The 21,077-nt window shown below is 40.2% G+C and carries 20 protein-coding genes; 13 read left to right on the plus strand and 7 right to left on the minus strand.

Annotation, left to right across the window (positions count from 1 at the left end):
• The 6 genes from B5D47_RS11375 to B5D47_RS00025 all read left to right on the plus strand — a co-directional run.
• Positions 1 to 224, plus strand: a 224-nt coding sequence (locus tag B5D47_RS11375) for a hypothetical protein (protein ID WP_159443452.1), incomplete at its 5' end; no start/stop codon positions are given.
• Positions 225 to 428: 204 nt separating this feature from the next.
• A complete protein-coding gene (locus B5D47_RS00005) occupies positions 429 to 3,152 on the plus strand; it encodes a valine--tRNA ligase (RefSeq protein WP_078929672.1) in 2,724 nt (907 codons plus the stop codon).
• A gap of 79 nt (positions 3,153 to 3,231) precedes the next feature.
• Complete coding sequence (locus B5D47_RS00010) at positions 3,232 to 3,846, plus strand: hypothetical protein (RefSeq protein WP_159443465.1); 615 nt, start codon at positions 3,232 to 3,234, stop codon at positions 3,844 to 3,846.
• Positions 3,847 to 4,029: 183 nt separating this feature from the next.
• Positions 4,030 to 5,991, plus strand: a complete 1,962-nt coding sequence (locus B5D47_RS00015; RefSeq protein ID WP_078929674.1) for an AMP-dependent synthetase/ligase — start codon at positions 4,030 to 4,032, stop codon at positions 5,989 to 5,991.
• Between the two features lie 127 nt (positions 5,992 to 6,118).
• Positions 6,119 to 7,192: a type I glyceraldehyde-3-phosphate dehydrogenase gene (gap, locus tag B5D47_RS00020; RefSeq protein ID WP_078929675.1), complete on the plus strand. Its 1,074-nt coding sequence runs from the start codon at positions 6,119 to 6,121 to the stop codon at positions 7,190 to 7,192.
• 124 nt (positions 7,193 to 7,316) lie between these two features.
• Entirely contained in the window at positions 7,317 to 8,150 is an 834-nt protein-coding gene (locus B5D47_RS00025; RefSeq protein ID WP_078930124.1) for a sugar phosphate isomerase/epimerase family protein, read from the plus strand.
• A 137-nt stretch (positions 8,151 to 8,287) separates the two neighbouring features.
• On the opposite strand, the gene B5D47_RS00030 is transcribed toward B5D47_RS00025, so the two are convergent.
• Both B5D47_RS00030 and B5D47_RS00035 read right to left on the minus strand, forming a co-directional pair.
• Positions 8,288 to 9,349 carry an Ldh family oxidoreductase gene (locus B5D47_RS00030; protein WP_078929676.1) on the minus strand — a complete coding sequence of 354 codons (1,062 nt, stop codon included), beginning with the start codon at positions 9,347 to 9,349 and terminating at the stop codon, positions 8,288 to 8,290.
• 204 nt (positions 9,350 to 9,553) lie between these two features.
• Positions 9,554 to 10,852: a DUF763 domain-containing protein gene (locus B5D47_RS00035; RefSeq protein ID WP_078929677.1), complete on the minus strand. Its 1,299-nt coding sequence runs from the start codon at positions 10,850 to 10,852 to the stop codon at positions 9,554 to 9,556.
• Between the two features lie 280 nt (positions 10,853 to 11,132).
• Between B5D47_RS00035 and B5D47_RS00040 the strand changes: the two genes are divergently transcribed.
• Complete coding sequence (locus B5D47_RS00040) at positions 11,133 to 11,600, plus strand: low molecular weight protein-tyrosine-phosphatase (RefSeq protein WP_078930125.1); 468 nt, start codon at positions 11,133 to 11,135, stop codon at positions 11,598 to 11,600.
• 199 nt (positions 11,601 to 11,799) lie between these two features.
• Here the strand turns inward: B5D47_RS00040 and B5D47_RS00045 are convergent, their stop codons facing one another.
• Complete coding sequence (locus B5D47_RS00045; RefSeq protein ID WP_078929678.1) at positions 11,800 to 12,258, minus strand: hypothetical protein; 459 nt, start codon at positions 12,256 to 12,258, stop codon at positions 11,800 to 11,802.
• Between the two features lie 178 nt (positions 12,259 to 12,436).
• Between B5D47_RS00045 and B5D47_RS00050 the strand changes: the two genes are divergently transcribed.
• The 3 genes from B5D47_RS00050 to B5D47_RS00060 all read left to right on the plus strand — a co-directional run bounded on the left by B5D47_RS00050 (position 12,437) and on the right by B5D47_RS00060 (position 14,731).
• On the plus strand, positions 12,437 to 13,342 hold the full coding sequence (locus B5D47_RS00050) for a hypothetical protein (protein WP_078929679.1): 906 nt from the start codon (positions 12,437 to 12,439) through the stop codon (positions 13,340 to 13,342).
• A gap of 72 nt (positions 13,343 to 13,414) precedes the next feature.
• Positions 13,415 to 13,747 (plus strand): hypothetical protein, encoded by a 333-nt coding sequence (locus tag B5D47_RS00055; RefSeq protein WP_078929680.1) that lies wholly within the window; start codon positions 13,415 to 13,417, stop codon positions 13,745 to 13,747.
• 39 nt (positions 13,748 to 13,786) lie between these two features.
• Positions 13,787 to 14,731, plus strand: coding sequence for a hypothetical protein (locus tag B5D47_RS00060; RefSeq protein WP_078929681.1), 945 nt, complete (start codon positions 13,787 to 13,789; stop codon positions 14,729 to 14,731).
• Between the two features lie 89 nt (positions 14,732 to 14,820).
• Here the strand turns inward: B5D47_RS00060 and B5D47_RS00065 are convergent, their stop codons facing one another.
• The 4 genes from B5D47_RS00065 to B5D47_RS00080 form a co-directional block, all read right to left on the minus strand.
• On the minus strand, positions 14,821 to 15,015 hold the full coding sequence (locus tag B5D47_RS00065) for a hypothetical protein (protein WP_078929682.1): 195 nt from the start codon (positions 15,013 to 15,015) through the stop codon (positions 14,821 to 14,823).
• Positions 15,016 to 15,249: 234 nt separating this feature from the next.
• Positions 15,250 to 15,510: a hypothetical protein gene (locus B5D47_RS00070; RefSeq protein ID WP_078929683.1), complete on the minus strand. Its 261-nt coding sequence runs from the start codon at positions 15,508 to 15,510 to the stop codon at positions 15,250 to 15,252.
• Positions 15,511 to 15,948: 438 nt separating this feature from the next.
• A complete protein-coding gene (gene eda, locus B5D47_RS00075; RefSeq protein ID WP_078929684.1) occupies positions 15,949 to 16,917 on the minus strand; it encodes a bifunctional 4-hydroxy-2-oxoglutarate aldolase/2-dehydro-3-deoxy-phosphogluconate aldolase in 969 nt (322 codons plus the stop codon).
• 87 nt (positions 16,918 to 17,004) lie between these two features.
• On the minus strand, positions 17,005 to 18,072 hold the full coding sequence (locus B5D47_RS00080; RefSeq protein WP_078929685.1) for a DNA/RNA non-specific endonuclease: 1,068 nt from the start codon (positions 18,070 to 18,072) through the stop codon (positions 17,005 to 17,007).
• Between the two features lie 85 nt (positions 18,073 to 18,157).
• Between B5D47_RS00080 and asnA the strand changes: the two genes are divergently transcribed.
• From asnA to B5D47_RS00095, 3 genes are all read left to right on the plus strand, one after another.
• Positions 18,158 to 19,195 (plus strand): aspartate--ammonia ligase, encoded by a 1,038-nt coding sequence (asnA, locus tag B5D47_RS00085; RefSeq protein WP_078930126.1) that lies wholly within the window; start codon positions 18,158 to 18,160, stop codon positions 19,193 to 19,195.
• Between the two features lie 126 nt (positions 19,196 to 19,321).
• Positions 19,322 to 20,320, plus strand: coding sequence for a hypothetical protein (locus B5D47_RS00090; RefSeq protein WP_078929686.1), 999 nt, complete (start codon positions 19,322 to 19,324; stop codon positions 20,318 to 20,320).
• 65 nt (positions 20,321 to 20,385) lie between these two features.
• Positions 20,386 to 21,000 carry a nucleotide exchange factor GrpE gene (locus tag B5D47_RS00095; RefSeq protein WP_078929687.1) on the plus strand — a complete coding sequence of 205 codons (615 nt, stop codon included), beginning with the start codon at positions 20,386 to 20,388 and terminating at the stop codon, positions 20,998 to 21,000.
• The last annotated feature ends 77 nt before the right edge of the window (positions 21,001 to 21,077 follow it).

A 21,077-nucleotide genomic window follows, 5' to 3' on the forward strand; every position in this document is an offset into this window, starting at 1 on the left:
TTTTTTTTCTGTCGGGTGGCCGCTTTTTTAATGGAGCGGAAGCGGAACTGCGCAGGGACGGTGTGGCGGTGTTTGTGGGGCCGTGCGCTTTTTGCCTGTTTTTTCGTGTGGTGCGCTTCTGCTTTTTATTTTGGTTTTTGCATTGCTGGGCTGGCGTGGCGGTATTTTTGTATGCGTCAATTGAACAGACCTTGTTTTTTCTTTATAATGGTTCATTAGGCTAATATTGAGTTTTTGTATGTGGCAGGGATTGTAGCACCTTTAGTTCCTTCGATATGTTTCGGAACGTAGTGGAGAAACTTTTCGGAGGAATGAGCCGCGCGAGACGGCGAAGTGCGAAAAGCCCGGTTTTTGCAAAGCAAAAAGCCACCCGAATATAAAAAATTACTCGAATTTGAACCTGATTTTTATTTAAGGATGCTCGAAAAATGAAAGCTATTGAACTTGAAAAAGCTTATAATCCAAAAGATTTTGAAGACAGAATTTATAATGAATGGGTTGAAAAAGGCTGTTTTAAACCTGCAAGCGATAAAGATTCGCCTGTTCATTCTCAAAAAACTTCCAATATAAAATATACTGTCGTAATTCCGCCTCCGAACGTTACAGGTGTCTTGCATATGGGACACGGTCTTAATAATACTTTGCAGGACGTTGTTGTTCGTTATCATAGAATGAAGGGTGATGATACTCTTTGGATTCCTGGAACCGACCATGCCGGAATTGCCACTCAGAATGTTGTTGAAAAGCAGCTTAAAAAAGAGGGCAAAAACCGCAATGACCTTGGACGCGAGGCTTTTACTGAGAGAACCTGGGAAGTTACTCACAAGCACCACGACATTATCGTTAAACAGCAGAAAAAACTTGGAAACTCTGTTGACTGGAGCCGTGAGCGTTTTACTTATGATGAAGGACTTTCTAAAGCTGTTCGTGATGTTTTTGTTACATTGTATGAACGCGGACTTATGTATAAAGGCCAGTATCTTGTAAACTGGTGTCCTCGCTGTGGCACGGCTTTGGCTGATGATGAAGTTGAGCATGAGGATACTCAGGGCGCAATGTATCACATTTATTACAACTATGCCGACGGTTCTGGAAGAATTGAAGTTGCTACAACTCGTCCTGAAACTTTCTTTGGCGATACGGCTGTTGCTGTAAATCCTGATGATGAGCGCTATAAGAACCTGATCGGTAAAAAAGTTCTTTTGCCTTTGATTAACAAGGAAATTCCGATTATTGCGGATTCTTATGTTGATAAAGAATTTGGAACTGGTATGGTTAAGATTACCCCTGCTCACGACCCTAACGACTGGGAAGTTGGAAAGCGCCATAACCTCGAAGTAATCAACCTTCTTAATCCTGACGGAACTATGAACGACAATGTTCCTGAAAAATACCGAGGTCTTAAGCCTGATGCTGCAAGAAAACTTGTTATTGAAGATTTGACTGAAAGCGGAAATTTTAAAGATGAAGAAAAAATGGTTCACTCTGTAGGACACTGTTACCGCTGTCATACTGTTGTAGAACCTTATCTTTCTTATCAGTGGTTTGTAAAAATGAAGCCGCTTGCCGAAAAAGCGCTGAAGGCATGGAAAGACGGAGAAGTTGTTTTCTTTCCAAAAAAATGGGAAAACACATACACTCACTGGCTCGAAAATATACGCGATTGGTGTGTGAGCCGTCAAATCTGGTGGGGACACAGAATTCCTGCATGGTACTGTGATTGTGGAGAAACAATCGTAAGTCGCGAAAATCCTGTAAAATGTCCAAAGTGCGGCGCGGACGCTTCTCATTTAAGACAGGATCCTGATGTTCTCGACACCTGGTTCTCTTCTTGGCTGTGGCCGTTCTCAACTTTAGGCTGGCCGGAAAATACCGGGGATTTGAAGAATTTCTATCCTACAACCGCTCTTGTTACTGCTTACGATATTATATTCTTCTGGGTTAGCCGCATGATTATGGCTGGTCTGGAATTTACAGGAAAAGCGCCTTTCCATGACATTTACATTCACGGTCTTGTGCGCGACAAGCAGGGAAGAAAAATGTCGAAGTCTCTTGGAAACGGCATTGATCCTCTTGATATTATCGATCAGTATGGCGCGGATGCGCTCAAATTCACTTTGACCTATCTTTGTGCCCAAGGACAGGATATTTTAATCGACAATGATTCGTTCAAATTCGGTTCAAAATTCTGTAATAAAGTATGGAATGCAAGCCGTTATATTCTCGGAAATCTTGAAGGAAGGAATCTTGTTCCTGTAAAAGACGAAGAATTGACGGAACTTGATAAATGGATTTTTGCTGAATTGAATTCAGCTGCAAAAAATGCACGTTCCGCTCTTGATTCTTACCGCTACAACGATGCGGCAAGCAGCGTTTATGAATATTTCTGGAATACTTTCTGCGATTGGTATGTAGAAGCTACAAAACTTGTATTCTGGCACGGAACTGAAGAACAGAAGGACAGACAGGTTTCTGTATTGCTCAATGTTCTTGAAGAATCTCTCCGCCTTTTGCATCCGTTTATTCCGTTTGTAACCGAAGAAATCTATTCAAAATTGCCTTTGGCTCAAATTGTTGAAAATAGAAAGGCAAGCGGCGCTCAGAAAATTTTGCCGAACGAAACTTATACAGGACTTTTAGTTTCGGCTCCTTATCCTGAATACAAGGTTGAACGCGACGATGTAAAAATCAATGCCCGTTTTGCCGCTTTGAAAGACGTTGTAAGAAGTGTGCGCGGTATTCGCGTTGAATGTGGCGTAAATCCTGCCGACAAAATCAATCTTGCGCTTCTTATCGAAAAAGGCAGCGCGGCTGAAGTTTGTACAGAAAAAACAGACATGATTCAGCTTTTAGCAGGTCTTTCTAAGGTTGAATTTGTTGAATCTAAGCCTGAAAAATCAATCGGTACAGTAGGTTCTGGTTTTGAAGCCTTTATTCTTCTTGACGAAAATGTAAATACAGAACAGCTTTTGAAGCATTTTAACAAGGATCTTGAAAAAGATAAAAAAGATGCAGAACGAATTGAATTCAAATTGAACGGAAAATTCGGACAGCACGCCCCAGCGGAAGTTGTTCAGGCAGAACGCGACAATCTTGCAGAAATTAAGCGCAGAATTGAAAAACTTGAAAGTTATATCGCGGCTTTGAACTAAAATCTGCCGATAATCAAGATAATCAGTTTTGCAGGGGATGTTGCAAAAAAAGAGGTGCGTCATGGGAATAAAGTATGAAATGAAAACCGAAAAACCTGAAAAAATGGGAAATAAAGAAGCTCAGGAACTCAAAAATATTGTTTTGGCTCCTTATATGCAGCTTGCCACGGGACTTATTGGAAAGGCGCGCCATGCCGGAGGCAATATGTTCCGTCACCAGATGGACACTCTTGCAATTCTGATAGATTACGGTTATATAGATTCTGTTTTGCTAAAAGCCAGCGTCGTTCATGACACTGTTGAAGATATTAAGGATTTTGACAGAAATTTAATCCTCAATGCCGATGATGAAGGTGAGGAAGTTCTTAATCTTGTTCTTGAAGTTACCCGCGGTGAAAACGAAACAAAAAAAGAATTTTTGCAGCGGATTTTGGACAAAGGCAGCCAAAAGGCAAAAATCTTAAAATGCGCCGACAGAATTTCCAATATGATTTCGCTCGGATACGTTACAGATCCTCATTTTATCGAACGTTACTGCGACGAAACAGAGTTTTTCCTTCTTCCTATGGCTCTTGAAATTGACTTTAACATGTATCACGAACTGATAAATCTTATAATGACGCGCCGCCGCTATCTTGAAGACGGCGGTTATTTTGACAATCGCCATAAAGAGTCCGACAGCGATAAAAAATAATCCGGTTTAGTTTATTTATGCAATCCTGAATTTTTGCGGCGAGAACCTGTTTTTACGAACATGAAGGTCTCGCTTTTTTTGCAATATAAGGTTTTTCGTGGTAAAATTATGTAAATCTCCAAAGAATTTTCGGCTTGATTGTTGTTTTGAGATTTTTTTAGATTTCATTTAATGGAGAATATTATGGTAAAATACACCTTCCGTGAGCTTCCAAAAAATCTTCCTTTAACACTGAAGGCTCAGGTTGAAAAAGTTCCTGATTCAGTTCTTCAGGCTTCAAAAAATAAAGACGGCAAATTTGAATATTTTACATTTGCTTCTGTTTATGATGATTTTGTCGCCCTTGCTTTTCAGTTTAAAAAACTTGGCATTGAAAAAGGCTCTAACGTTGCATTGATTTCTGACAATCGCCGTGAATGGCTTTTGACAGATTATGCTTTGCTTTCTATTGGTGCGGCAGATGTTCCTCGTGGCTGCGACAGCATGGGAAACGAAATTCGCTTTATAATTTCTTATGCAGACTGTAAAGTTGGCTTTTTTGAAACTGGACACCAGCTCGAAAAAGTTTTGGAAAAAATCGATGAAGTTCCTCTCTTAAAAACAGTTGTAATTTACGAGCCAATTGCGCAGGAAATTGAAAAAAAAGCAGCCGATTGCGGTCTTAAGGTAATTCATTTTAGCGAATTGTTTGAAAAAGCGCGGACTGAATATGCAGAAAAAAAAGAAGCGATAAAGGCGGAAATCGAGTCCGGTATGGAAAAAATTGAACCTGATGACAACGCCACGATTATTTTTACTTCCGGCACAACAGGAACTCCAAAAGGCGTAATGCTTACCCATGACAATTATATTTATCAGCTTTCTGTAATTCACAACTTCTTGCCTTCTAATCCTGGATTTATGTGGCTGAGCGTTCTTCCTGTATGGCACAGTTTTGAGCGTTTGATTCAATATGCTGCTCCAGTTTTTTGCAATGGAATTGCCTATTCTAAGCCTATTGGGCAGATTTTGCTTGCAGACATGGCGGTTATAAAGCCTCAGTGGATGTGCGGTGTTCCTCGTTTATGGGAATCTCTTGCAAAAGCCGTTCAAAAAGCCATGAAAAAGAAAGGCGGAGTTGCCCTTGTTCTTTTTAATTTTTTTGTAAAAGTTGGCGGTGCCTATGCTGACCAGAAAGATAAGGTTTTTGGTCTTGTATGCCAGCTTTACAAAAAACGTAACCGGGTGTTGGATTTTTTTGCGGGAATTGTTCCAATGTGTCTTTTATGGCCATTGAAAAAGCTCGGAGATTTGCTCGTATTTAAAAAACTTCAGGCGAAATTTGGCGGAAATCTGCATGTTGCAATCAGCGGCGGCGGAGCGCTTCCGCACGAAATTGACAATTTTTACCGGGCCGTAGGTTTGAACCTTTTGGAAGGCTATGGACTTACAGAAACTGCGCCTGTTATTTCTTTTAGAAATCCACATGAACCCCGCCCTGGCTGCGTAGGTGCGATTTTTCCGACTGTCGAATTAAAAATCTGCAAGGAAGAAAACGGTGTTGCCGTAAGTGGCGAAGATATTGGACCGGGAAAAATGGGATTGATTTTTGTAAAAAGCCGGCAGGTTATGAAAGGCTATTACAAGCGTCCTGATTTGACCGCAAAAGTGATTGATAAAGACGGCTGGTTTAATACAGGCGACCTTGGCGTACGTACTTTTGACAACGAATTGAAAATTACAGGCCGCGCAAAAGATACAATTGTCTTGCTTGGCGGTGAAAATGTTGAACCTGCTGTGCTGGAGTCAGAACTGTTGATAAACGACCTGATAGAAAGCGCAATGGTTGTCGGACAAGATGAACGGAGCCTTGGAGCGCTCATTGTTCCTTCTAAAGAAAATACCGAAGATTTTGCAAAAGAAAATAATATTGAGTATGAATCTTATGAAGAACTTCTAAAGAACGATTTTATAATTCAGGCTTTTGATAAAATCATAAAGGATTCAATTTCTACGGCAAAAGGTTTTCGTGCTTGCGAAAAAATCGGCAAATTTGCATTGCTTCCAAAAAGTTTTGAAGTTGGTGTTGAATTGAGCGCAAAGCAGGAAATGATGCGCTATAAAATCGCTGAGGAATATAAAGACTTGATTAAAACTCTTTTTTAGTCTTGATGGTTTTGACCGAAAAGTTGGAACGGTCAATTTATTATAATTTTTTTATAGACTATTTGCTTGAAATTCAGTATTTTAAATATAGTGAATTTAAATTTATTTTTTTAAGGAGAATAAAATCATGGCAGTTAAAGTTGCTATTAACGGTTTTGGCCGTATCGGACGCTTGGCATTCCGCCAGATGTTTGCTGCAGATGGATATGAAGTTGTAGCTATCAACGACCTTACAAGCCCAAAAATGCTTGCTCACCTTTTGAAGTATGATACAGCACAGGGTGGATATGCTGGAAGAATTGGTGAAAACAAACACACAGTTTCTTATATTGATGACGTTCTTGCCGAAGACGGAAAAACTGTAACAAAGCCAGGTGCTATCGTTGTAGACGGAAAAACAATCACAATCTACAAAGAAGCAAATGCTGCTAACCTTCCATGGAAAGCTCTCGATGTAGACGTTGTTCTCGAATGTACAGGTTTCTATGTATCAAAGGCTAAATCACAGGCTCACATCGATGCAGGTGCTAAAAAAGTTGTAATTTCTGCTCCAGCAGGAAACGACCTCCCAACAATCGTATACAATGTAAACCACAAATCTCTTACAAAGAACGACAACATCATTTCTGCCGCTTCTTGTACAACAAACTGCTTGGCTCCAATGGCTAAAGCTTTGAATGACTTTGCTCCAATCCAGAGCGGAATCATGTCTACAATTCACGCTTACACTGGCGACCAGATGATTCTTGACGGTCCACAGCGCAAAGGCGACCTCCGCCGTTCACGTGCAGGTGCTCAGAACATCGTTCCAAACTCAACAGGCGCTGCAAAGGCTATTGGTCTTGTAATTCCTGAATTGAACGGAAAATTGATTGGTTCAGCTCAGCGTGTTCCAGTTCCAACAGGATCTACAACAATCTTGACTGCTGTAATCAAAACAGACAAAGAAGTTACAAAAGAAGCTATCAACGCTGCAATGAAGGCTGAGGCAACAGAATCTTTCGGATACAACGAAGATCAGATTGTTTCTTCAGATGTAATCGGAATGCGCTTTGGCTCACTCTTCGACGCTACACAGACTATGGTTTCTAAGGTTTCTGACGACACATATCAGGTACAGGTTGTTTCTTGGTATGACAACGAAAACTCTTACACAAGCCAGATGGTTAGAACAATCAAATACTTTGCAGAAAACTGCTAATTATAGCTAGTTTCTGAAGAAAAAGGGCATCCTGAGAATGGGTGCCTTTTTTTATGTCCAAATCTTCATTTTTTTTAGTTTTCCAAAAATTGCAATTTGTACTGGCTGTATATATAATGGACTTATGAAAATTTTAATTAGACCACATGATATTGGAAAAGGTTCTGCTGAATTTTTAGGACAAAAGGCCCATGAATGGGGATTTGACGGAGTTCAGCTTGCAATTGCAAAGGCTATTGAAGGACAAAACGGTAATCCTGGTACTTTGACGGACAGTGTTGTTTCTGAAATCCGCAGAGGTTTTAATTCTAACGGTGTTGAAATTCCTCTCTTGGGCGCATATTTTAATCCTGTTCACTCTAACAAAGAAAAAGTAAAACTTGGAGCGGAAAAATACGCCGATCATTTGCGTCATGCTGCTGAATTTGGGGCAAAATTTGTTGCTTCTGAGACCGGCTCTTACAATGACGACAAATGGACTTACAATCCAAAAAATCAGACTGAAGAGGCTTTTGCGGAAGTTAAGTCGATTTTTGCTCCTATGCCGGAAATTGCAAAAAAAAGCGGTGTATGCATGGCTTTGGAAGGAGCGTGGGGACATTGTATGTATTGTCCGGAGCAGCTTAAGCGCCTTGCCGATGAAATTGATCCAGGCCAGGAAAATTTCCGTTTTATTGTTGATATTTACAATTATCTTTACATTGGAAACCACGAAAAACGTGCAGAGATTTTTGAAAAGTGTCTGGAACTCTTTAAAGGAAAAATCTGTGGTTTTCATTTAAAAGATTATGTTGTAAAAGACGGTGAGCTTGAAATTGCTCCTTTGGGACAGGGAATTATGGGCTGGAAAGAATTTTTGCCTGTAATAATGAAGGAAGAACCGAACGCATATCTTATCTTTGAAGGCGTAAAAAATGTTCCTGATTCGCTTGAGTTTGTGCGTTCAATTGTCGGTTAATACAGTTGTGGCAGGGGTTGAAGCCGCGGAGCGGTTCGGACGTGCTTGCACGGCTGAACGGAAAAATTGCGCAGCAATTTTATAACGCGAAAGCCCGGCTGCTGCGGTTTTGCCGCAGCAGTGCCACCCGAATAAATTTATATTGCTATATCTTCGAGTTTTGCTGTAATTCCTGTCTGTTCAAGCGCAGAGCGGATTTTTCCTGCAATTCCGTCTGAAATAAAAAGACCTTCCTTTGTCTGGCGTTCGTGATTGTTGTATTCGATTTCGCCGGGAACAAAGATTTCCTGAACTCCTTCGCGTTTTTGAGAGTTTTTTATGCGTTCGATTGTGATGTCGATATTTTGCTTGAAACTTTCGATGTCCGTAAAACGGGAAATGTCGATTGCTGCAAAGTTGTAGCCGATTTTGTCGGTGCATTCGGCTGTTGTGTCGCCTTGACCGTCCAAAACTGAAGTTCCGCTCAAAAGTGTTGTCATTATAAAGACGATTAAATCAAGTCCGTAGCCTTTGTAACCTCCGAACGGCAGCTGAGGTCCGCCTCCTGTGATTACGTCCGCCGGGTTTGTCGTTGTTTTTCCGTCCTTTGTCAAAGCCCAGTCGTCAGGAATTGATTTTCCTTCTGTGTAGGCGAAAAATATTTTGTTGAAGGCGACGTTGCTTGTCGCTGCGTCAAATACGATTGGCCGTTTTTTTCCTGCTGGAACTGCGACGCAGATTGGATTTGTTCCTAAAACCTTGTCGTATCCGCCGAATGGAGCTACTGCAAGTCCTGTCGAAGTAAATGCCATTCCAATCATATTTTCTGGCAGGGCGTCCATGGCGTAGTAGGCGGCAAAGCCAAAATGTGTGGCGTTGCGGACTGTTGTGATTGCAACTCCGTTCTTTTTTGCTTTTTCAATTGTTTTTGCCATTGCGATTTTTCCGGCAACAGAACCTGGCGCGTGGTCTGCGTCAAAAACTGTGGTTCCCGGTCCGTCTTGAACGATTTTTATTTGCGAATGAGGATTTATTTTTTTTGCGCGCATGAGTTTTGAATAGTTTTCTGTCTGAATAAGTCCGTGCGAATGGATTCCGCGCATTTCTGCCTGAACAAGGTTGTCTGCTACTGTGTCGGCTTCTTCTTTTTTTAAGCCTGATTTTTGAAAAATTAAAGATTCAAGTTCCAGCATTTTTTTTGGATCTACGGTAAGGCTCATAATTCCTCCAGTTTTTTGAATTACACTGAGGCGGCTTTTTGTTGCAGAACTGTAAAATTGCTGTTTTTTTGAGCCGGAACAGTGTTTTTTTGTGAGTTTGACTTTATCACCAATTAAAAAAAATGAAAATATTTTTTTTACGGATTTTTTTACGGACGTTTTATTTTTTTACGTTGAATTTTCTGAGGATTTAAAAACAAAAAGTCAGTCGTGGCAGGTTCTTCCGCCCCATTCTTTTGAGTGTTCGCGTTCGTGTGCGATTAGAGCGTCAAAATCGGCTTCTGGTTCGCAGTTTTCCTCGACATATCGGGCGGTTTTTTCAAGACGATACAGGCATTCGCTTTTTTCTGAATAGCCCATTTTGCTTTCTTCTATTGATTCTCCGAGAATGCGGATGCTTTCGTCGTAAATTTTTGTAGTGACAGGAAAAGGATGACCGTCTTTTCCGCCATGTGCAAAACTAAATCTTGCTGGATCTGTAAAGCGGCTTGGAGTTCCATAAATAACTTCGCTTACAAGAGTAAGGCTCTGCAAAGTTCTAGGGCCAAGGCCTGGAGTTAAGAGAAGGCTTTCGAAATCTGTATTTTCGCTTTCGTAAGCTGTGGCAAGAACTGCTCCGAGCCGTTTTAAATCTACATCTTCCGCGCGGATTTCGTGATGAGATGGCATAACGAGGTTTCTGTCGTTTTTTATGAGAATTTGCGTTTTTTGCCATTCGTTGGAAATATTATTCTGATTTGAAGGCGGATTTTTATTTTTTTCTGCATCATCAAAAAGTTCAAGCTGAAGGCTTTCGCTACCGCCCATTTTTTTTACTTCGCGAATTATGCGGTCTGGATTTTCCTGCGTCAGGCTTAAAATTTTGGAGCGTGTGGAAGAAGCGTTTATGTCGGTCAAATTTAAAATCAGCCCCTGGTTTTCGCCAGTTACACCAGTATGCGGATTTTCGACAAAACTTCTGAGTTTTTCCGATGACCAGTGGTAGCGGCGCGCTTTTTTTTCGCTTACGTTCATTCCTTGCTGCACTACTGTCCAGTCGCCCTGGTCGCTCAAAATAAAATTATGCTGGTAAAGCTGAAAACCGTCCTGAAGGGCAGTGCCGTCGACTTTTGCGGCAAGCTTGGAGCAGTTTATGAGCTTGTTTCCGTCCATTCCGGTCATGTCGGCAAGAATTTGAAGCTCTTCCGGCGTGCGCCTGCTGTACTTTCCTCGTCCACCGCAGACGACAATTCCAAGTTCTTTTGCACGCCGGTTAAGTCCGCGTTTTAAGGCATACATTACGCTTGTTGTGATTCCGGAAGAATGCCAGTCCATTCCCAAAACGGCGCCCAGGCTTTGAAACCACAGCGGATCGCTCAGCCTGATTAAAACTTCTTTTTTTCCATATTTTAAGACAAGGGCTTCTATAATCAGAGTGCCGAGCCTCATCATTCTGTCGGCAAGCCATTTTGGAACAGTTCCCGTGTGCAGCGGTAAATCCGCATAACCTGAACGCTTTATCATAAAATTAACTGTTTAATTAAAACAAGCAAAAATAAAACTCAAAAAAAGTTTTTTCATAAAAAAGTCTAGCATAAAACGCAAAAACTGTCAGAGTTTTTTATAAAAAATTTTGAGCGCAATTAGCGCACAAACCCGTCTTGCATGGTTTTATTCCTTCGCTGCGCTTCGGAACGGCTTTGCCGCCATTCCAGCCGGGGCTAGTTTTTTCCGTATAAAACGCAAGTTATTTTCTTTTTTTTATGATTTGGATTTTTTCATTTTTTTGTATAAAATCACTTTTATGCTAAAAATACTATTTGTTTGCCACGGAAACATCTGCCGTTCGCCAATGGCAGAAATGTTTATGAAAAACCTTGTAAAAAATTCCGGACTTGAAAAAGAATTTTTTATCGAAAGCGCAGCCTGCCGCACAGACGAAATCGGAAATCCGATTCACCGCGGAACAGTTTTAAAATTAAAAGAAAAAAATGTTCCTTTTACGGATCATCGCGCCCGGCTTATAACGCAGGAAGATTATGGCTTTTATGATTTAATAATCGCAATGGACGAAGAAAACATGGGCGACCTCAAGCGGAAATTTGCAGACGACAAAGAAAATAAATGCCACAAACTGCTTGAATATGCCGGACTGTCCAGAGACGTAGCGGATCCCTGGTATACAGGAAATTTCGACGCCACTTGGAGCGATGTGGAAAAAGGCTGCAAAGCGCTGCTAACTTCTCTAAAAACTCCAGAATCCGCACAATAATTAAAAAAAGCACACGCAATAAAAATTTGCAAGACATTCTCTCATTTTTAGAAAGCGTTTACAACAAATAGAATCGGATTATTTTTGAACTAAAACGAAAAAAAGGGAAAACAAAAAAGGGAAAGCGAAACCTTAAAAAGAGATTTGCTTTCCCTTTCAATCCTTATCTCTTCCTAAGAGGGAAGAATGTTAGAAATTTTTATCTTACGTTGTCTATTTCATTCTCCCAAACAATTGGGTTAGAACCATCAACAGGAACAGCAGATTTCAAATATGAATCTTTAGGGAAATACCATGTTTCCTTCAAAGTTGAGTTTTTTGAAACCATAGCATATCTGCCAATTTTTGCTTCCTGAACTGCAAAATTAGAATCCGTTGTCGTTGTAATAACTTTGTCAGTTCCTTCTGATGAACTTGACGAGGCTTTCAATGTTATAGATCCATCAGCGATTTTCTTTACTCTTGAGTCATCATCATCAGTAATCTCTGTAACAGTCTTTTCTTTAGCAGAGTTTGCCACGACAGTCTTTCCTGTTGTTTTTGACCAACTAGCAGCCTCTTTTTCACTCACATCAAAATCACCAGCATCTGTTGTAAAATCAGATGAAAGAACATTTTTGTAATATGAAATAAAGAGACCTCTTTTAAAAATTGCCACATAAAGGATTTCTTGAAAAAAAATAAAAACTCAAGATTATTTCAGCATTTATTGACTAAAAAAATCTTTGCTTTATAATCCATTATATAATTCTTATATTGGCTGTAATTTTGAAAAATTGCGTTAAAATATAAGAAAATAAAAAGCCTTGCAAAAGGCAGTTTCAAGGAGATTAAATATGAAACTTTCAAAGATCCTTTTTAGTAGCGCAGTTCTTGCCGCACTTGTATTTGGTTTTGCGTCGTGCAAAGAAGACGAGGATGAGCATGACCTTCTCGAAGTATCTGGCTCTACAGCTTCTGTAGATTACACAAATGAAACAGCAACTATGCAGAGAGGTTTTGTTTCTACAAGAACTAACCACAGAGCTGCTGTTGCTGTATTTACAATTGACACAAAAGCAAGCACTAAAGATGCAGGAAATTTAGGTTTCCTTTTTGATGTTGTAAAAACTTCAGCTTCTGATCATAAAACAGCGAATGACGGTGTTACAGTTGATACTTATAGCTTTGGAAATGTAACAGTAAACTATAACGGCACTAATTTAAGAACATATGTTTCTTTGTTTAAAGGTGTTGCTACAAAAGATGCAAACGGAAACAGCCTTCTTGATGATAGTAGCAATTTCAAGGGCGCTGACGGAAAAGTGGCTTCTCCTTCGGGTAATGGTGTAACTTCAGCAAAAGAAACAGAATGTTTAAAGACTTGGACATCTCTTTCTGGCATTAAAGCTGATTCAAATGGACTTTTGAAAGTTGCTGTAGTTGTTACGCCTGTTGCTCCAACATCAGATGATGCTAACGGCAGCTATTCAGTTAACTTCTATGATGCAAGCTCTGTTTTATCTTCTGGATCAAAAAGCGATCCTTCTTCATGGGTAAGCTCATCTGCAAAATCTCTCGTTTCTGCAACTGTTGCTGCAAGCTGGACTGCAAAAGCTTCAACAGAAGAAAGCAAACTGCCACAGAGCCTGATTGCGTTCTATGCGGCTGTAAAACCGACATCAACTTTTGTTGGAAACATTAATCTTCCTTATATTCAGAACGAAGCTGAAGTTATTGAATGGGATGATGTTCAGTACTAATTGATATTGAAGAAGAAACGTTTTCCGTCTTGGAGAGCGTTTCTTTTTTTATTTTCAGGAGATTTATCTATAATGAGAAAAACTATTGGTTTCGGCATTACGGTGGCTTTTTTGGTGTGTGCCTTTTCGTCTTGCGCTTCGACAAAAAATCTTCCTAATATGGATACTCGAAGAGATGTCGGAACAAAAACTGAAGAAATTTTGTCAAAAAATGAAGATTTGACTTATTTTGATGCTGTATATACAAAAGAAGGGCAGCTCCGTATTTTTATAAATACAAAAGACGGCGACATTACCGACGAGCTTGTTTCAAAAATAAAGAAAGAAGTTTCTGAAGAGAACAATGTTCCAGTTGATAGAATTGTTGTGCTAAAATTTATTGACTATGAAAAAAACGGAAAGTAATATTTTTGCATTAGAAACAAGCCTTGAGTTTTATTCTTTATGAGAAAAATATTTCTTGTATTTGCTGTTTTCTTTATTTCACACTTAGTCTTTTCAAAACCGTTTTCAATTTCTATCACATCGAATGTTTTTCTTTCGAAATCAGAAGTAAAAGAGCTGGTTTATACAGAATCAGTATCTGAGAAGTTAAGCGAGCTTGTCTGGGAAGAAAGTCCTGTTGTAAAAGTGGGGCTTTCTTCTTCAATAATTTTTAAGAATATAAATTTGAATATGAATTTTGCAAGCGCGATTCCTTATGAATGTGGAAATATGTACGATTCTGATTGGAATTTAAGTGGGTTAAAGACGACTTATTCTATCCATGAGCAAAATTTAAAAAATGACATTTCCTGCGGTGTAGAATTTCTATATGACTTTGAAATTCTTAATGGATTTTTTAATCTTTTGCCTGGATTTTCTTTAAATTATAATTATATAGCTTTCGAAGGAAGAAATGGATATGGCTGGTATGGTGGCTGGCAGTATTCCAAAACAGGGAAAGACGAATCTTGGAACAGTGAAAATGCACGGCGTGCGAAAAAAGTTGCTGGAATCGATTATAATAAGCAGGATGTAAGCTGCTTTTTATCGCTTTATTCAGGCATAAAGCTTAATGATTTGTATTTAAAGTTAGGATTCAGTTTTTCTCCATTCTCTTTTTATGATGTGAATGATTACCATCATGGTGCGACTGGAAGCGGTTTTGACAACGAATATATTTTTTATAGCAATTTTAAACGCATAAAAGTTGATTTTGGCGGAAGTTACAAGTTTTCAAAATATTTTATGCTTGACGTTGAGGGAATATTTGAGAAGCAGTTTTTGGATTATGGCGATATGTATTCAAACTATTATACAGAAAAATTGACAAAGACAAAGCAAAAAAGCGGAATTGAATTTTATGATTTTTCAGTAAAAATTGGATTTAACTTTCTTGTTTTATAGCTTTAATTTCGGCAGAGAAAAGTTTTAAAAGCAAACTCTTTTAGTATGCAAGATAAATCCGTTCGTACAATAATTACAGAAATAAAAACTTAGTTTTCGCCAGTTTTTAAATTCGTAACCTGTTCCAAAGAAAGACCTGTAACAGAAGCAATCTGTTCGATAGTTCCAAGATTCGCAGCAATCATCTTTTTTGCAGTTTCGATAGTCTTTTCGTTAGCAATGTCTTGAGCCATATCTTGCGCCAAATATCTTGCCTGCAGCTTAATCTCCTGTTCGATTGTCATATATCTGTGCCTCCACTGGGCATTCATTTTTACACGCTCAACCAACGCGGACAATCTGTCTGTAAAGTTGTCGTCCGAGTTTTTTCCGCATAGATACCTAAAAAATGAATGGTTAAAATAAAATGCAAAAATAGTGCATTTTATTTAACTGACAGTTTTCTTTGAAAACTGTCTTGATAAAAATGTCCACAACGTGGACGGAATTGCATTCCTTGAAAAATGAAGTTTCCTGCGTCATGCAATTTTTAAGAACATATTCTCTGACTGCATTTTATCATACATAGCCGCGTTAAAAAAGATGTTGACCGTCCCGTCGTTCATGAGTATATTTTTGTCTTCCTCCGCCCTATAGCGGAACGTGTAGACCGGAAGCCTGTGCCCGGAGGCGTCCCCAAGGCACAAAAAAATCACGTAGCTGTCTTTTAGCGCGCTGTATTCCTGCCCGGACTGGATGCTGTCCACGTCTAATTGTAAGCGGTTGTCAACTTTTGACATTTTTTGAGGAAAAAAGTTGATTTGTTTTTTTTAATTGTAATATCAAATTGCAAGTGGTTGTCGGTTTTTTTGATTATAACAGTGTTTCTTCCTCTTTTAGCAGGAAGTCCTTTCCATCTCTAACCGGAATTACATTCCTGCTCCAGCAGGAAGCCCTTTCCGCTTAGAACAAAAAGCATTTTCCTATTAGAACAGGAAGAAAAAATGCCGCATTTGCGGAAAAACTTAGCCCGGATCGGAACGGCGCGGAGCGTTCAAAGGGCGGAAAAGTTTTCCGCCTTTTGAATGGAGCTTAAGCGGAACCGTGCAGAAGCCGGTTTGTGGTTGTGGTGCGCTCCTTTAAAATAAAAAAAGAGAAGCACTGGATTTTTTAGCACTTCTCTTTTTGAAGTCAGGAGACTAGCCCCTGAGTTTTGTCATATGTTTTTTGTGAAAAACTTATGCTCTTTTTAAGTGGATTGCAAATCCGCCTACTTCTTTGTCGAGGTAAACTACCTTGAGTGGAGAAGCGTTTTCTTTGCCTGTCCATTTTTCTGTTCCGGCTACTGGGTTGAAGCCGAACTTTTTGAGGTAAGCGAGTGCGCGTTCTACGTTGTTGCAAACCATTGAAATGTGGCCGTTTGTTCCGCGTCCGTTTTCTTTCATGATTTCAACCTGTTCTGAAGCGAAGATTGAAGAGTTGCCGAATTTTGAAGCGAATCCGAAGAGTTCGAACTGTGCTGCAATTTCTTTTGCTTCTGCTTCGTTCTTTGCGTTGATTCCCATGTGGTCAATGTGGAATCCGTGCATTGCTTTTACAGCGTCTTTACAGATCTGTGTAATTTCATCCCATTTTCCGCCTTCGATCAATGGCTTTTTAACCATCCAGGTTCCGCCCATGCAGAGAATGTTCTTGCGTTTTGCATATTCAGATACGTTTTCTGTGTTTACGCCGCCTGTTGGCATGAATGTGCACTGTGGGAAAGGACCGCCGAAGTCGTCGATGATTTTGTATCCGCCCTTGCGTTCTGCAGGGAAAAGTTTAAGGTGTGTAACGCCTTTGTTGATACAAGCTGTGATTTCTGATGGGTTTGAAATTCCAGGCATTGTTGGAATGTTGTGAGCGATACACCAGTCAACAACTTCCGGATTATATCCTGGAGAAACGATGAATTTTGCTCCGGCTTTTACAGCGCGTTCTGCCTGTTCAACGTTGAGAACAGTTCCTGCTCCAACGAGCATGTCTGGTTCAGCTTTAATCATAGCTTCGATAGCTTCTGCTGCGCATGCTGTGCGGAATGTAACTTCTGATGCAGGAAGTCCGCCCTTTACGAGAGCGTGTGCCAAATCGGCTGCTTTTGAAGCGTCTTCAATTGCGACTACTGGAATAATACCAATGTCACGGAATGTGTCATAAACATCTGCCATTTTAGGACCTCTAATTAGATTAAATGTAATATTTATAATATAGTGAATTTTGAAACAAGTGTAAACGATAAGAAAAAACTTGTAGGTTTATTCCCAGACATTTTTGTCAAAGGCCGATTCTGCTGCTTTTTCGGCGGTGTCTTCGAGCTCATAGAAAAAGTCGATTCCTGTGCGTTTTTCCACTTCTGCGACTGTTACGGCATAATTAAAGATTGTGTCCGTGCATTTTTGGTTTGGAAAAATGAATCCGATTGCCGCAATGTTTTTTGCGTTGTCTGGTGTGTTTTTGTCGTTTTCGTCTTCGTAGAGCGGTGCCAATATGACTTTGTAGTAATATTCGGGAACGCTTACATTGTTTGTGCCGATTGATTTGTAGCCGCCGGCGTTTTTTTCGAGTATTGGACCTGAAACGACATAGACCCGCCCAAATTTTTTTGCCCAGTTTCTGACGGTGGATTCGAGGTCTTTCCAAATTCCGCGGTTAAAACTTCCGGTCTGAGGACTCATGTTTGTCATGTAGAAAGTTTCGCTCATGGCTGCTTTGTCGAAGGCGAAGTCGGCTGCAGGAGAAAGGTGTCCGCGGTCGTAGCCTGTTTTTTTGTAGTCGTCTGGAGTTGCAGAGCCTGTTGAAATTTTCGGGTCGGCGCGGAAGTCGTCCGAGCGGCCGGCGTTTTTTACGAGGTGCTCGCCTGTAAGGCAGTAGGCGCTCCATTCTGCCTGTTCGTAGCTTTCGCGGTAGCACAGTGAATAATATTCGTAGGCGCGGTGTTCGTGGTCTTCGGCTGTTTTGCCTGTTCCTGCGCAGCGTGGTTCTGCCAGGTTTTGAGAAAGAAAAATAAAACCGTCTGATGCTGTGGCGGAAGAAGTTTTGTCCGTGACTTTGTTTTTTGACGGCTGATTTTGCTCGTCCTGAATCTGAGGTTCTGATGGAAGAAATCTTGAGATTGCGGTCTTTGCCTTTTCGATTTTTGGATCTGCAAATTCTCTTACTTGAGGAACTTTTTCGTAAAGAAAAATGCCAAGGGCGACAATAAAAATTATTGCCGTCACAATTTTATTGAACCTGGAATTTCGTTTTTTTCGTGATTTTGAATTTTTTGCCATGATGCGTGAATAATAGCACGAATTTTCAAAATATAGAAGAAAAACGGACATATCTGTGATTGGTATTTTCTAAAAACAAAAAATTCAATAAGATTGAGGAAAGATTGAAAATGCGTTTTTGCGCAAGGAATTTGTAATGTCTAATTTAATTTTTCCGGAAGGTTATAAATCTCTGCTTGGCGAAAAGGAAACCGAGCATGCCATTGTCTTGATAAAAGATTTTTTTCAGCTCCAGCTTTCTACCGCCCTTAATTTAACTCGTGTTACGGCGCCTCTTTTTGTTGAAAGTGGAAAAGGTTTGAACGATGATTTGAACGGCATTGAGCGTGCCGTAAAATTTCCTGTAAAGGACATGGGCGACGCCCAGATGGAAATAGTTCATTCTCTTGCAAAATGGAAGCGCGTAAAAGTTACCTCGATGGGACTTGAGCCAGGTTTTGGTATTTATACGGACATGAACGCAATCCGCGCCGACGAAGAAATGGACAATATTCATTCTCTGTACGTAGATCAATGGGACTGGTGCGCTGCGATTACCGAAGAAAACCGCAACGTTATGTATTTGAAGCAGACTGTAAGAAAAATTTATGACTGTCTTAAACGCACCGAATTTTTTATTTACGACAGATACGATATGATTGAGCCGATTTTGCCGGAACAGATTCATTTTGTTTTTGCCGATGACTTGCAGAAAATGTATCCGGATTTAACTCCGAAAGAACGCGAAAATAAAATTTGTCAGGAATATGGGGCTGTGTTCCTTATTGGAATTGGCGGAAAATTGCCTGATGGAACAATTCACGACGGCCGTGCTCCTGACTATGACGACTGGATTACGGAAACTGGAGACGGACACCGCGGGTTGAACGGTGATTTGCTCGTCTGGAACCCTGTTTTGAAGAATTCTTACGAGCTTTCTTCTATGGGAATCCGTGTTTCTCCTGAGTCGCTTAAGGCTCAGCTTGAAGAACGCGGCTGTCTTGAGAGAAGCAAGCTTGAATTCCATAGACGTCTTTTGGCTGGTGAGCTTGCCCAGACTATGGGTGGCGGAATCGGTCAGAGCCGTTTGTGCATGTTCTTTTTGAGAAAAGCTCATATTGGCGAAACCCAGGTAAGCATATGGCCTGAGCAGATGAGAAAAGGCTGTGTTGAACACGGAATTTTTCTGCTTTAGGTGAATTTTCGCACTAGCGCTGGTAGGGGCGCACAGCGTTGCCGGGCTTTTGCACGGCAATGAACGTTAGTGAACCCCGGACATAGCGGCGGCTTTAGCCGAAGTGCCAGATTAAAAAGATACTTTATGGAAAAAACTTTTACTTTTAATTCGCAGCAGCTTGAATCTTCTCTTGCGTCCTTTTCTGAAAAGGGAATTACCGAATTTACCTTGCAGGATTCTGAAATTTTGGGACACAAGGGACGGCTTTTGAAATTTTTGCAGGCGGTCAGAAAAAATGCGCCGGATTTGTTTGTTACTCTTCCGGTTGATGCGAAAATTCTTGACATGGACGTTTGCAAGGCTTGTGCCGAATTGAATTGCTCGCTTGATATTGTTCTTGATGGCGAAAATAAAGGCGGAAATTTTCTTTTTGACAAGAAATTTTTTGCCAGACGCGCACAAATGCTCAATACTCTGGGACTTGTCTTTGGTTTTGACCTTAGCTTTGCCCTTCATGAAGGCGACAAATTAAAATCTTTTTTTGACAGGCTTAATTTTTCGGTGGGTTTGTATCCGAATCACATTGATTTTCCGCAGATTGAGGCTGAAATTTCGGACAGAAAAAAAATTGAGGCAAAGCCGACAGCCACTTTTTCGACGCAGGATATAAGGCGTTCTGAAAATATTGCCCGTTCTGCCAGCGTTTTTTATTCGTACGGCCGGGCTGTAACGTGGTTTTTGGCGGTTCTTGCTCCTTTAAAAATCGAGCCTGTAAAATTTTTTGAAGATTTTTTTGAATGGCAAAAGTTGAATAATTACGGACTTGAAAATGGAATTGAAAAAATTGCCGGCCTGCATTCTGAAATTGAAAAAATGCAGCTTGAATTTTTAAAATTCAAATATGAAGAAAAAAACAAAGGCCAGCTTTTTGAGGTTGTGAGCAATATTGTGCGTTTGAACGGAGCTTTGAGCCGGTGTTTTGGAGAAGGAGAGGAGAGCATTGTCGAAATGTCTTATAATCCAGATGAAATTTTGAGCGGCCAGGCTATGAACGTGCAGTCTTTTTTTGACAATGCGTTTATGGAATACAGCCGTGTAAGGGTTTTTATGGGAAGCGACGGTCCGGATTTTAAGTATTGCTAAAATTATTCTAAAAAAACGTATTTTTTTTGTTGACGATTAAACCTTGAAATTGTTAATTTTTAAGTATGGATAAGAAAAATCATAAAGCAGAAAAAAATTCTGCTGAAAATCAGAATGAAAACAAAGCGCAGGACGCTGAAAAAACTGAAGAAAAAGGCCCTCAGTCAGAAGAATCAAAAACTTCTGAGCAGAAAAATGATGAGCCTGCTGTAAAGACTTCGGAAGAGCGCATTGCAGAGCTTGAAGCGCAGATTGAGCAGATGAAAAAAGATGCCCTTTACAAGGCTGCCGAAAACGACAACTGGCGCAAACGCATGTTGCAGCAGAAAGAGGATGCTGTTGCATACGCAAATGAAAGTCTTTTGAGTGATCTTCTTGACAGTCTTGATAATTTTGACCGCACTCTTGATGCGGCAAAAGACGTAAAGGAAGCAAAGCCGATTGTTGACGGCATTAAACTTACAAACAAATCGCTCGTAAGCATGCTCGAAAACAAATACAATCTGGTTGCTTTTGGAAAAGAAGGTGATGATTTTGATCCTGAACTTCACGAAGCGATTGGAATGCAGGAAGGCGATGTTAAAAAAGAGCAGCTTTTACAGGTTTACCTTAAAGGCTACAAGCTTAAGGACAGAGTAATCCGTCATGCAAAGGTGATGGTTATAAAGCCAAAGGCTTAAAATTAAAATTGTAAATAATTTCAAAAGCTGATTCCGTTGATTTTTGAAGAAAATAAATATAAAAATCGGAATTGGTT

It is taken from the genome of Treponema berlinense (genome assembly GCF_900167025.1).
In the GTDB taxonomy this organism is placed as follows: domain Bacteria; phylum Spirochaetota; class Spirochaetia; order Treponematales; family Treponemataceae; genus Treponema_D; species Treponema_D berlinense.

Bases quoted from the DNA above. Each gene is read 5' to 3' on its own strand.
- gap (WP_078929675.1), top strand. From the start codon at position 6,119: ATGGCAGTTAAAGTTGCTATTAACGGTTTTGGCCGTATCGGACGCTTG.
- B5D47_RS00070 (WP_078929683.1), bottom strand. From the start codon at position 15,510: ATGTCAAAAGTTGACAACCGCTTACAATTAGACGTGGACAGCATCCAG.
- B5D47_RS00050 (WP_078929679.1), top strand. From the start codon at position 12,437: ATGAAACTTTCAAAGATCCTTTTTAGTAGCGCAGTTCTTGCCGCACTT.
- B5D47_RS00015 (WP_078929674.1), top strand. From the start codon at position 4,030: ATGGTAAAATACACCTTCCGTGAGCTTCCAAAAAATCTTCCTTTAACA.
- B5D47_RS00065 (WP_078929682.1), bottom strand. From the start codon at position 15,015: ATGACAATCGAACAGGAGATTAAGCTGCAGGCAAGATATTTGGCGCAA.
- B5D47_RS00040 (WP_078930125.1), top strand. From the start codon at position 11,133: ATGCTAAAAATACTATTTGTTTGCCACGGAAACATCTGCCGTTCGCCA.
- B5D47_RS00010 (WP_159443465.1), top strand. From the start codon at position 3,232: ATGAAAACCGAAAAACCTGAAAAAATGGGAAATAAAGAAGCTCAGGAA.
- B5D47_RS00035 (WP_078929677.1), bottom strand. From the start codon at position 10,852: ATGATAAAGCGTTCAGGTTATGCGGATTTACCGCTGCACACGGGAACT.
- asnA (WP_078930126.1), top strand. From the start codon at position 18,158: ATGTCTAATTTAATTTTTCCGGAAGGTTATAAATCTCTGCTTGGCGAA.
- B5D47_RS00060 (WP_078929681.1), top strand. From the start codon at position 13,787: ATGAGAAAAATATTTCTTGTATTTGCTGTTTTCTTTATTTCACACTTA.
- B5D47_RS00080 (WP_078929685.1), bottom strand. From the start codon at position 18,072: ATGTCCGTTTTTCTTCTATATTTTGAAAATTCGTGCTATTATTCACGC.
- B5D47_RS00090 (WP_078929686.1), top strand. From the start codon at position 19,322: ATGGAAAAAACTTTTACTTTTAATTCGCAGCAGCTTGAATCTTCTCTT.
- B5D47_RS00095 (WP_078929687.1), top strand. From the start codon at position 20,386: ATGGATAAGAAAAATCATAAAGCAGAAAAAAATTCTGCTGAAAATCAG.
- B5D47_RS00005 (WP_078929672.1), top strand. From the start codon at position 429: ATGAAAGCTATTGAACTTGAAAAAGCTTATAATCCAAAAGATTTTGAA.
- eda (WP_078929684.1), bottom strand. From the start codon at position 16,917: ATGGCAGATGTTTATGACACATTCCGTGACATTGGTATTATTCCAGTA.
- B5D47_RS00030 (WP_078929676.1), bottom strand. From the start codon at position 9,349: ATGAGCCTTACCGTAGATCCAAAAAAAATGCTGGAACTTGAATCTTTA.
- B5D47_RS00055 (WP_078929680.1), top strand. From the start codon at position 13,415: ATGAGAAAAACTATTGGTTTCGGCATTACGGTGGCTTTTTTGGTGTGT.
- B5D47_RS00025 (WP_078930124.1), top strand. From the start codon at position 7,317: ATGAAAATTTTAATTAGACCACATGATATTGGAAAAGGTTCTGCTGAA.